We start from the raw sequence: 11,499 nt of genomic DNA on the forward strand, positions 1-11,499 counted from the left end.
GTATAGTTGGCCGCATGGGGATCACCGCGGCCGTCGCCGGAGCCAGTGGCTACGCGGGCGGCGAGCTGCTCCGTCTGCTGCACGCACATCCGGAGATCGACGTGGTCGGGCTGGCCGCCGGGTCCAACGCCGGCCGGCCCGTGTCCCAGGTGCACCCGCACCTGACCGGCTACTACGGCCGCGTGTTCGACGCGGCGACGCCCGACGCCCTGACCGCCGACCTGGTCTTTCTGGCCCTGCCGCACGGCGAGTCCGCGGCAATCGCCGCACAGCTGCCCGAGCACTGCCTCGTCGTCGACCTCGGCGCCGACTTCCGGCTCGCCGACGCCGGCCCGTGGGAGCGCTACTACGGCGGCGCGCACGCGGGCACCTGGACCTACGGCCTGCCCGAGATCCCGGGCCAGCGCGAGCGGATCGCGGCCAGCACCCGGATAGCCAACACCGGGTGCTACGCGGTTGCGGTCACCCTCGCGCTCGCCCCGCTGATCGCCTCGGGTGCCGTCGAGGCCGACGATGTCGTGGTCGTCGCCGCCAGTGGGACCAGCGGTGCGGGCAGCGGCGCGAAACCGCACCTGATGGCCAGCCAGGTCATGGGCGACCTGTCGCCCTACAAGGTGGGCGCACACCAACACGTCCCCGAGATCAAGCAGGCGACCGGTGCGCGCAGCCTGAGCCTGACGCCCGTCCTCGCACCGATGCCGCGCGGCATCCTCGCGACCGTCACGGCCCGCCCGACCGGTAGCGAGGACCCGCGGGAGATTCTCGCGGCGGCCTACGACGGGGAGCCGTTCGTCCACGTTCTGCCGGCCGGCCAGTGGCCGCACACCGGCGCGACCTTCGGCTCCAACTCCTGCCACCTGCAGGCCACGGTCGACGTGGACTCGGGGCGGGTCATCGTCGTCAGTGCGATCGACAACCTCGGCAAGGGCGCGGCCGGCCAGGCGGTGCAGAACGCCAACATCGCGCTCGGCCTGCCGGAGGCGCTCGGCCTGTCGGCGGACGGGGTGGCCCCGTGAGCGTCACGACGCCCAAGGGCTTCCGCGCCGCCGGGGTGACCGCCGGCCTCAAGGAGAGCGGCACCCCCGACCTCGCGCTGGTCGTCAACGACGGCCCCCGGTCGGCGGTTGCCGGCGTCTTCACCACCAACCGCATCCAGGCCGCACCGGTCACCTGGTCCCGCGAGGTCGTCCGCGGTGGCAGCGTGCGGGCGGTCGTGCTCAACTCCGGCGGCGCCAACGCGTGCACCGGTCCCGACGGGTTCGCCGACACCCACCGCACCGCCGAGGCCACTGCTGCGGCCGTCGGCGTCGACCCGGGCGAGGTCGCGGTCTGCTCAACCGGGCTCATCGGCGTACGCCTGCCGCTCGACCGGGTCCTCGACGGAGTGTCCAAGGCGGCGGCGGGCCTCTCCGCCGACGGCGGGCGTGACGCCGCCGAGGCGATCCGCACCACCGACACCGTCGCGAAGACGTCGTTCCTCGAGCACGTCGACGGCTGGACGGTCGGCGCGATGGGCAAGGGCGCGGCCATGCTCGCCCCCGCCCTCGCGACCATGCTCGTCGTGGTCACCACCGACGCCGACGTCGACGCCGAGACCTGTGACCGGGCGCTGCGCGATGCCACTCGGGTCACGTTCGACCGGCTGGACACCGACGGCTGCATGTCGACCAACGACACGGTCCTGCTGCTGGCCAGCGGCGCGAGCGGCGCCGCGCCGGCGTATGACGAGTTCGCCGCGGCCGTCCGCGGTGTCTGTGCCGATCTCGCCGCGCAGATGGCCGACGACGCCGAGGGCGCCAGCAAGCGCCTCCTCATCGAGGTGGTCGGGGCGGCCACCGAGGACGACGCGGTCACGGTCGGCCGCGCCGTCGGCCGCAGCAACCTCTTCAAGTGCGCGGTTCACGGCGAGGATCCCAACTGGGGTCGCGCGCTGTCCGCCGTAGGCACCACCGACGCCGCCTTCGAGCCCGACGGCGTCGACATCGCGATCAACGGCGTGTTCGTCTGCCGGGGCAGTGCCACCGGCGAGGATCGTGCTCTCGTCGACATGAGCGCCCGTGACGTGCACGTCGTCGTCGACCTGCACGCGGGTGATGCCACGGCGACCGTCGTCACGACCGACCTGACCGCGGACTACGTGCACGAGAACTCGGCCTACTCCACATGACCGCAGCACTCGAGAAGGCCGCGACGCTGGTCGAGGCGCTGCCGTGGCTGGCGCGTTTCCACGGCCGCACCGTCGTCATCAAGTACGGCGGCAACGCGATGACCGACGAGACCCTGCAGGCGGCGTTCGCGGAGGACGTGGTCTTCCTGCGTTACGTCGGCATCCGTCCCGTCGTCGTGCACGGCGGCGGCCCGCAGATCACCGCGCACCTGCACAGGCTGGGTGTCGAGAGCGTCTTCACCGGCGGGCTGCGCGTCACGACGCCCGACACGATGCAGGTCGTGCGCATGGTGCTGGTCGGTCAGGTCAACCGCGACCTCGTCGGACTGGTCAACGCACACGGCCCGTTCGCGGTCGGCCTGTCCGGCGAGGACGCCCACCTGTTCACCGCGGAGCGCCGCGGCGCGTTCGTCGACGGCGAGGAGGTCGACGTCGGCCAGGTCGGCGACGTCGTCGACGTCCGGCCCGACGCGGTACAGGCCCTGCTCGGCGACGGCCGGATCCCGATCGTGGCCACCGTGGCGGTCGGTCGTGACGGTGAGCTCTACAACGTCAACGCCGACACGGCCGCAGCGGCGCTGGCCGTCGCGCTCGGTGCCGAGAAGCTCGTCGTGCTCACCGACGTCGAGGGTCTCTACCGCGACTGGCCGGCCAGCGACGAGGTCGTCAGCCGGTTGACGGCGAGCGAGCTCGCCGAGCTGTTGCCGAGCCTGGCCGAGGGCATGGTCCCGAAGATGGAGGCCTGCCTGCGCGCCGTACAAGGCGGTGTCCCTGCCGCGCACGTCATCGACGGGCGGGTGCCGCACGCGGTGCTGCTCGAGGTGTTCACCGACGAGGGGGTCGGCACGATGGTGGTGGCGTCATGAGCGCCTACGAGACACTCGCCAAGCGCTGGGACGCGGTGTTCATGCGCAACTACGGCATCCCGCCGATGGCGATCGCGCGCGGCGACGGCTGCTGGGTCTGGGACGCCGACGACAAGCGCTATCTGGACCTGGTGGGCGGCATCGCGGTCTCCTCGCTGGGCCACGCCCATCCTGCGATCGTCGAGGCCGTCAGCCGGCAGGTCGCACGCGTCGCCCACACGTCGAACCTCTACATCAACGAGCCCGCCCTCGCCCTGGCCGAACGCCTCGCCGGCCTCCTCATCTCGGCCGGCGGCAGCGACGACGTGCGGGTGTTCCTCTGCAACGACGGCACCACCGCCAACGAGGCCGCCATCAAGATCGCGTTGCGCGCCGCGGGTCCGGGCCGGCGCCGCTTCGTCGCCGCCGAGCGCTCCTTCCACGGCCGGTCGCTCGGTGCGCTAGCCCTCACCGGCAAGGCCGCGATCCGGGAACCGTTCGCCCCGTTCGGCATCGACGTGACGTTCGTGCCGTACGGCGACGCCGAGGCTCTCGCGGGTGCCGTTGACGACCGGACCGCCGCCGTGTTCCTCGAGCCCACCCTCGGCGAGGCGGGCGTGGTGCCACCGCCGGCGGGCTACCTCGCGGCGGCGCGCCGCGCCTGCGACGAGACCGGCGCGCTGCTCGTTCTCGACGAGGTGCAGGGCGGCATCGGCCGCACCGGCGCGTGGTTCGCCCACCAGCACGACGGCGTCGCGCCCGACGTGGTCACCCTCGCCAAGGGCCTCGGCGGCGGGCTGCCGATCGGCGCCTGCCTGGCCCGAGGGCGGGCGGCCGAGGCGCTGCAGCGCGGCGACCACGGCTCCACCTTCGGCGGCAACCCCGTCTCCTGCGCGGCGGCACTCGCCGTGCTCGACACGATCGAGCGGGACCGCCTGCTCGACCACGTGACCGCCGTCGGCGGCGCCTGGAAGTCCGCCCTGGAGCAGGTCGAGGGACCGGGGTTGCAGTCGGTGCGCGGGCGCGGCCTCTGGCTCGCGCTCCAGCTGGACGGCGAGGCCGCGGGTCGGGTCGAGGCGGCGGGCCGGGACGCCGGCTTCATCGTCAACGCGGTCGCGCCCGACGCGGTCCGCCTGGCCCCGCCGCTGATCCTGTCCGCAGAGCAGGCGAGGTCGTTCGTCGATGCCCTGCCGGGGATCCTCGCGGCGGCGGGCGCGGAGGCGTCGTGACGCCGAAGGTGCTCGTCGTCGAGGACGACCCCAGCGTGCGCGGGTTGCTGCACACGCTGCTCACCGCCGAGGGTTACGAGGTCGCCGTCGCCTCCGACGGCCTGGCCGGTCTGGTCAAGGCGAGCAGCATGCGACCGGCGGTGATCCTCCTCGACCTGATGATGCCGGACCTGGGCGGCATCCGCGTCCTCGAAGAGCTGCGGGGCGATCCCGTGCTCGCCGACGTACCCGTCGTCGTCGTGACCGGCAAGGTCGACGCAGTGCCGGGGCTGCAGAACCTGCTCGGCGACGACAACGTCTTCACCAAGCCGTTCGCGGTGGCCGAGCTGCTCGAGCGGGTCGCGCAGATCACCGGCGGACCGACCGACCCCGAGGGAGCCTGACCATGTCGCCGCTGCGCCACTTCCTTGTCGACGACGACCTGTCGCCGGCCGAGCTGCTGCAGGTGCTCGACGACGCCGACCGCCGGAAGAAGGACCGCTACCTCGACCAGCCCCTGGCCGGCCCGCGCTCGGTGGCCGTCATCTTCGACAAGCCCTCGACCCGCACCCGGCTCTCGTTCACCGCAGGCATCGCCGAGCTCGGCGGCAACCCGATCGTCATCGACTCGCAGAGCAGCCATCTTGGCCGCGGCGAGCCCCTCGAGGACACCGCACGGGTCCTGTCGCGCTACGTCGCGGCGATCGTCATCCGCACCTTCGGCCAGCAACGTATCGAGACCCTCGCCGGATCCGCGTCCGTGCCGGTCGTCAACGCGCTCACCGACTACGCGCACCCGTGCCAGGCGCTCGCCGACCTGCAGACGATCCGCGAGCGGTTGGGCGGCCTCGCCGGCGTGACGCTGACCTACGTCGGTGACGGCAACAACATGGCGCACTCGCTGCTGCTCGCCGGGGCTGCGGCCGGCATGCACGTGCGGGTGGCCGCCCCTCCGGCGTACCAGCCCCTTGACCGTGCCGTCGCCCGCGCGCGCGAGATCGCCGCGACCACCGGCGGCAGCGTCACCGTGACCGACGATCCGCGGGCGGCAGCCGATGGCGCCGACGTCCTCTACACCGACGTCTGGGCCTCGATGGGCCAGGAGGCCGAGGCCGCGAGCAGGATTCCGGTCTTCGAGCCCTACCGCCTCGACGAGGGCCTGGTCGCCGCGGCCGCGCCCGGCGTCGTCGTGCTGCACTGCCTGCCCGCGCACCGCGGCGAGGAGATCACCGACGCGGTCATCGAGGGACCGCACAGCGCGGTCTGGGACCAGGCCGATAACCGGCTGCACGCGCAGAAGGCCCTCCTGGCGTTCCTGCTGGAGCAGGTGTGACCGTCACCGCTCCCAACACGAAGGCCGCGCGGCAGGCCCGCATCCTCCAGCTGCTCGGCCGCACGCCCATCGGCTCGCAGGCCGAGCTGGCTCGGCTGCTGGCCACCGACGGGTTGGCCGTGACGCAGGCCACGCTGTCGCGAGATCTCGAGGAAATCGGCGCGGTGAAGGTACGCCGGCCCGGTGGCGGACTCGTCTACGCCGTGCCCGACGACGACACCGGCGGCGGGGCCGCGGAGCCGCGGCTGGCCCGCGCGCTCGCCGACCTGCTCGTGGCGGCCGAGGGCTCGGCCAACCTCGTGATCCTGCGCACACCGCCGGGTGGTGCGCACCTGCTCGCCTCCGCGGTCGACCGCGCCGGTCTGGCGGGGGTGCTCGGCACGGTCGCCGGTGACGACACCGTGCTGGTCGTTGCCCGCGACGCCCGCGGCGGCGCCCGGCTCGCACACCGCTTCCGACGAACGGCCGAAGGCCATCCCGACCTGCCGTAACCACTCACCGAACCAAGGAGCACCACCGCCATGTCCGAACGCGTCGTCCTCGCCTACTCCGGAGGGCTGGACACCTCCGTCGCCATCGGCTGGATCGCCGCCGAGCACGACGCGGAGGTCATCGCCGTGGCCGCCGACGTCGGCCAAGGCGGCGAGGACCTCGACGCCATCAGGCAGCGTGCCCTCGACTGCGGCGCCGTCGAGTCGGTCGTCGTCGACGCCCGGGCCGAGTTCGCCGACGACTTCTGCCTGCCGGCCCTCAAGGCCAACGCGCTCTACATGGACCGCTACCCGCTGGTCTCCGCGCTGTCACGCCCGGTGATCGTCAAGCACATGGCCGAGGCGGCGCGCTACCACGGCGCGACTGCGGTCGCGCACGGCTGCACCGGCAAGGGCAACGACCAGGTCCGTTTCGAGGTCGGCCTTGGTGCGCTCGCACCCGACCTCAAGGTCCTCGCCCCGGTCCGCGACTCGGGCATGACCCGCGACAAGGCGATCGCGTTCGCCGAGGAGCGTGGCCTGCCGATCGACGTGACCAAGAAGTCGCCGTACTCCATCGACCAGAACGTCTGGGGACGCGCGGTCGAGACCGGCTTCCTCGAGGACCCGTGGAACGCACCCGTAGAGGACGTCTACTCCTACACCTCGGACCCGACGCAGCCGCGGGCGGCCGACGAGGTCGTCATCACGTTCACTGCGGGCGCCCCCACCGCGATCGACGGCCGGCCGGTGACCATGCTGCAGGCGATCCAGGAGCTCAACCGGCGTGCCGGCGCCCAGGGCATCGGGCGGCTCGACATGGTGGAGGACCGGCTCGTCGGTATCAAGAGCCGCGAGGTCTACGAGTGCCCCGGCGCGATCGCGCTGATCACCGCGCACCAGGAGCTCGAGAACCTCACCGTCGAGCGCGATCTTGCCCGCTTCAAGCGCTCGGTCGACCAGCGTTGGACCGAGCTGGTCTACGACGGGCTGTGGTTCTCACCGCTCAAGCGGGCGCTCGACGGGTTCGTCGACGCGGCCTCGGAGCACGTCTCCGGCGACGTGCGGCTGACCCTGCACGGCGGCCGCGCCGTCGTCACCGGCCGCCGCAGCGACGCGTCGCTCTACGACTACAACCTCGCGACGTACGACGCCGGCGACGTCTTCGACCAGTCCCTGGCCAAGGGTTTCGTCGAGCTGTGGGGCCTGCCCAGCAAGATCGCCGCCCGCCGCGATGCCCGCCTGGCCGACCCGGACACCGCGTGAGCGAGACACCGGACCTGCCGCCGGCGCCGGCGACCCGTCTCTGGGGCGGGCGCTTCGAAGGCGGCCCGGCCGAGGCGCTCGCCCGGCTGTCGGTGAGCGTGCAGTTCGACTGGCGTCTGGCGCCCTACGACCTGCTGGCATCGCGCGCGCACGCGCGCGTGCTGCATCGCGCGGGCCTGCTCTCCGACGAAGAGCTGGCCCAGATGCTGGCGGCGCTCGACGACCTCGCGGAGGCGGTGAGAGCGGGGCGCTTCCGCCCCACCGTCGAGGACGAGGACGTGCACACCGCCCTCGAACGCGGGCTGCTCGAGCGTCTGGGCAGCCTCGGCGGCAAGCTGCGGGCCGGCCGTAGCCGCAACGACCAGGTGGCCACCGACCTGCGGCTCTACCTGCGCGACCACGTCCGGCTCGTCGTCGCCCGGCTCACCGAGCTCGCCGACGCGCTGCTGGCCCAGGCGGAGCGGCACGTCGAGACGGCCGCGCCCGGGATGACCCACCTGCAGCACGCCCAGCCGATCTCCTTCGCCCACCAGCTGCTGGCGCACGTGCAGGCCTTCGCGCGTGACGCCGACCGGCTGCGCGACTGGGACCGCCGAGCGGCGATCTCGCCCCTCGGCGCGGGCGCGCTGGCCGGGTCGAGCCTGCCGCTCGACCCGGAGACCGTCGCCTACGAGCTCGGTTTCACGGCCGCCGCGGCCAACTCGATCGACGCGGTCTCGGACCGGGACTACGTCGCGGAGTTCCTGTTCGCCGCCGCGCTGCTCGGGGTGCACCTGTCGCGGTTGGGCGAGGAGGTCGTCCTCTGGACGACCCGGGAGTTCCGCTGGGTCGAGCTCGACGACGCGTACGCCACCGGCTCGTCGATCATGCCGCAGAAGAAGAACCCCGACGTCGCGGAGCTCGCCCGCGGCAAGTCGGGCCGGCTGGTCGGCCACCTGACCGGCGTACTCACGATGCTCAAGGGTCTGCCGCTCGCCTACGACCGCGACCTGCAGGAGGACAAGGAACCGGTGTTCGACGCGGTCGACACGCTGCTCCTCGTGCTGCCGGCGGTGGCCGGGATGATCGCGACCATGCGGGTCGACGTGGACCGGCTCGCCGCCTCGGCGCCCGAGGGGTTCGCGCTCGCGACCGACGTCGCCGAGTGGTTGGTGCGGCAAGGCGTGCCTTTCCGGGAGGCGCACGAGGCGGTCGGGCACCTGGTCATGTGGTGCACCGTCCACGACTGCGACCTGCACGAGGTCTCCGACGCCGACATGGCGGCGATCAGCCCGCGCCTGACCCCAGAGGTTCGATCGGTGCTCTCGGTCGACGGGGCGCTGCGCTCCCGCGCGGCGCCGGGTGGGACGGCGCCGGACCGGGTCCGCGAGCAGCTTGCCGCGGCGCGCGCCCTCGTCGAGTCGCACGCCGGGTGGGCCGGCGGTCGGTGACGTCTCTCCCACGGGAGTTCTACGACCGGCCGGTGCTCGAGGTAGCCCGCGACCTGCTCGGTGCGGTGGTGACGCACCGCGGGGTTGCCGTCCGGCTCGCGGAGGTGGAGGCCTACGCCGGTGCGCTGGACCCGGCCTCGCACGCCTACCGCGGGCCGACGACGCGCAACGCGACGATGTTCGGGCCGCCCGGCCACGCCTACGTCTACTTCACCTATGGCATGCACTGGTGCATGAACCTCGTCTGCGGCCCGCCCGGGCAGGCGTTCGCGGTGCTGCTGCGCGCCGGGGAGGTCGTCGACGGGCTGCCGTGCGCCCGCGAGCGCCGGCCGGCCGCGCGCCGCGACCGGGACCTCGCCCGCGGGCCCGCGAGGCTCACGCAGGCGCTCGGCGTGGACCGCAGCTGCGACGGTTTCGATGTCACCACGCCGGTGGGGGACCTGGTGGTGCGGGAGGGCGCGCCCGTGCCCGACGATGAGGTACGCACCGGTCCGCGCGTCGGTGTCACGGCGGCCGCCGACCGGCCGTGGCGATTCTGGGTGGCCGACGACCCGACGGTCAGCGACTATCGACCGTCCGCACCGCGAAGGAGACGAGCACGCCCGTGAGCGAGCAGGCGCCCGACATCCTCGACGAGCTCGGCTGGCGCGGGCTGGTCGCGCAGACCACCGACGTCGGCTCCCTGCGCGACGACCTGTCGCGGGGGCCGCTGACCTTGTACGCCGGGTTCGACCCGACGGCTCCGAGCCTGCACGCCGGCAACCTGGTGCCGCTGCTGACGCTGCGCCGGTTCCAGCAGGCCGGGCACCGCCCGATCGTGCTGGCGGGCGGCGCCACCGGGATGATCGGTGACCCTCGCGACGTGGGGGAGCGGGTGCTGCAGTCGACCGAGACCGTCGCCGACTGGACCGAGCGGATCCGCGGCCAGCTCGAGCGCTTCGTGGAGTTCGGCGACGGGCCCACGGCGGCGATCGTCGTCAACAACCTCGACTGGACCGCGCCGATGTCGGCGATCGAGTTCCTGCGCGACATCGGCAAGCACTTCTCTGTCAACGTCATGCTCGCCCGCGAGACCGTGAAGGCGCGGCTCGCCGGCGAGGGCATCAGCTACACGGAGTTCAGCTACCTGCTGCTGCAGTCCATGGACTACCTGCAGCTGTTCAGGCGGCACGGCTGCCGGCTGCAGATCGGCGGCTCCGACCAGTGGGGCAACATCCTCGGCGGCGTCGACCTGGTCCGGCGGGTCGAGGGCGCGGCCGTGCACGCCCTGACCACCCCGCTGGTCGTGTCGGCCACCGGGCAGAAGTTCGGCAAGTCGACCGGTGGCGGCTCGCTCTGGCTCGATCCGGCCCTCACCTCGCCGTACGCCTTCTACCAGTACTGGATCAACGCCGACGACCGTGACGTCGGCGCCTACCTGCGCTACTTCACGTTCCTGTCTCGGGAAGAGATCGACGACCTCGACCGCGCCACGCGCAAACGCCCGGCAGCGCGTACCGCGCAGCGGCAGCTCGCCGAGGAGATCACGAGCCTCGTGCACGGCGGCGAGGAGTGCGCGCGGGTCGTCGCGGCGAGCCGGGCGCTGTTCGGTCAGGGCGAGCTGGCGGCGCTCGAGGAGGCGACGCTGTCCGCAGCGCTGCGCGAGACGCCGTACGTGTCCGTGGCAGGAGAGCCGCCACCCATCGGTGTCCTCCTGGCCGACGCCGGGCTGGCCAAGAGCCGCTCCGAGGCTCGCCGGCTCATCGGCCAGGGCGGCGTCTACGTCAACAACGACAAGGTCGACGACCCCGACGCGGCCCTGTCGGCCGAGCAGTTCCTCCATGGCAGGTGGGCGGTCCTCCGGGTGGGCAAGCGGCACCTGGCCGGGGTCGAGCGGACCGGCTGAACCACCTCCCGGACAGGGCAGGTCGCGCGGAGTCTCGGCCCGACCACCAACGCGTCGACAGGCCGTCACGCGGTGCGCGGCGGGCCCGTGTCGGGCCCAACAGGACCCCGGTTTGACCCGCCGGCGAGGCACCCCGTAATGTGGTCTTCGCCCGCGGGGGACCGGACGCGCGAGACGCGGCCGGGTCTGCGGGAGCCCACATCGACGAGGCCGTGTTCAGGCGCGGCGGGTCAATGCTGGGGGCCGGGCACTTCACCGGGGCCGTCTTTGACAGCCTGGGGGAGCCGGGATAGATTTGGCGGGTTGCCCCGAGACTGGTCGCGAGACCCGGATCGGTGCGCGTCCGTACCTTGAGAACTCAACAGCGTGCTAAAAGTCAGTGCCAACTGAATTACCCCCGTCGGCCGGGTTCGCCCGGTCGGTTGGGTTTCTTTGGTGATGACAGAAGCATTCAGCTCTGTCTATTGCCAGGCTTTCTTCGCAGAAGGTCGTGATCCCGCTTTCGGGCGGGCACACATATGACATCTACGGAGAGTTTGATCCTGGCTCAGGACGAACGCTGGCGGCGTGCTTAACACATGCAAGTCGAGCGAGGCCCCACCCTTCGGGGTGGGTGTCCTAGCGGCGAACGGGTGAGTAACACGTGAGCAACCTGCCCCTGGCTCTGGGATAACCCGGGGAAACTCGGGCTAATACCGGATACTCACGTCGGTGGACATCTACTGACGTGGAAAGGATTTCCGGCCAGGGATGGGCTCGCGGCCTATCAGCTTGTTGGTGGGGTAACGGCCTACCAAGGCGACGACGGGTAGCCGGCCTGAGAGGGCGACCGGCCACACTGGGACTGAGACACGGCCCAGACTCCTACGGGAGGCAGCAGTGGGGAATATTGCGC

Annotated in this window: 11 protein-coding genes and 1 rRNA gene; all 12 read left to right on the plus strand. The window is 72.4% G+C overall.

Features of this window, described 5'->3' with window-relative positions; genetic code table 11:
• Window positions 1-14: 14 nt before the first annotated feature.
• A complete protein-coding gene (gene argC / locus VFJ21_11495) occupies window positions 15-1,016 on the plus strand; it encodes an N-acetyl-gamma-glutamyl-phosphate reductase (protein ID HET7407746.1) in 1,002 nt (333 codons plus the stop codon).
• Entirely contained in the window at window positions 1,013-2,167 is a 1,155-nt protein-coding gene (argJ, locus tag VFJ21_11500; GenBank protein HET7407747.1) for a bifunctional glutamate N-acetyltransferase/amino-acid acetyltransferase ArgJ, read from the plus strand. Before argC ends, argJ begins: the two co-directional genes overlap by 4 nt.
• Window positions 2,164-3,033, plus strand: a complete 870-nt coding sequence (argB, locus tag VFJ21_11505; protein HET7407748.1) for an acetylglutamate kinase — start codon at window positions 2,164-2,166, stop codon at window positions 3,031-3,033. The genes argJ and argB overlap by 4 nt, the downstream gene beginning before the upstream one ends.
• The gene (locus VFJ21_11510) at window positions 3,030-4,241 is read left to right on the plus strand and encodes an acetylornithine transaminase (protein HET7407749.1); all 1,212 of its coding nucleotides are present in this window, start codon (window positions 3,030-3,032) and stop codon (window positions 4,239-4,241) included. Before argB ends, VFJ21_11510 begins: the two co-directional genes overlap by 4 nt.
• On the plus strand, window positions 4,238-4,624 hold the full coding sequence (locus VFJ21_11515) for a response regulator (GenBank protein ID HET7407750.1): 387 nt from the start codon (window positions 4,238-4,240) through the stop codon (window positions 4,622-4,624). Before VFJ21_11510 ends, VFJ21_11515 begins: the two co-directional genes overlap by 4 nt.
• Window positions 4,625-4,626: 2 nt before the next feature.
• Entirely contained in the window at window positions 4,627-5,553 is a 927-nt protein-coding gene (gene argF, locus VFJ21_11520) for an ornithine carbamoyltransferase (GenBank protein HET7407751.1), read from the plus strand.
• The gene (locus VFJ21_11525; GenBank protein HET7407752.1) at window positions 5,550-6,044 is read left to right on the plus strand and encodes an arginine repressor; all 495 of its coding nucleotides are present in this window, start codon (window positions 5,550-5,552) and stop codon (window positions 6,042-6,044) included. Before argF ends, VFJ21_11525 begins: the two co-directional genes overlap by 4 nt.
• A 30-nt stretch (window positions 6,045-6,074) precedes the next feature.
• Window positions 6,075-7,289, plus strand: coding sequence for an argininosuccinate synthase (locus tag VFJ21_11530; GenBank protein ID HET7407753.1), 1,215 nt, complete (start codon window positions 6,075-6,077; stop codon window positions 7,287-7,289).
• Between the two features lie 14 nt (window positions 7,290-7,303).
• On the plus strand, window positions 7,304-8,719 hold the full coding sequence (argH, locus tag VFJ21_11535; GenBank protein HET7407754.1) for an argininosuccinate lyase: 1,416 nt from the start codon (window positions 7,304-7,306) through the stop codon (window positions 8,717-8,719).
• Complete coding sequence (locus tag VFJ21_11540; protein HET7407755.1) at window positions 8,716-9,327, plus strand: DNA-3-methyladenine glycosylase; 612 nt, start codon at window positions 8,716-8,718, stop codon at window positions 9,325-9,327. Before argH ends, VFJ21_11540 begins: the two co-directional genes overlap by 4 nt.
• Entirely contained in the window at window positions 9,324-10,604 is a 1,281-nt protein-coding gene (gene tyrS, locus VFJ21_11545; GenBank protein HET7407756.1) for a tyrosine--tRNA ligase, read from the plus strand. Before VFJ21_11540 ends, tyrS begins: the two co-directional genes overlap by 4 nt.
• Before the next feature lie 524 nt (window positions 10,605-11,128).
• Window positions 11,129-11,499 (plus strand): 16S ribosomal RNA (locus VFJ21_11550); the annotation flags it as partial.

The organism is Mycobacteriales bacterium, from assembly GCA_035690485.1.
GTDB lineage: Bacteria > Actinomycetota > Actinomycetes > JAFAQI01 > DASSKL01 > DASSKL01.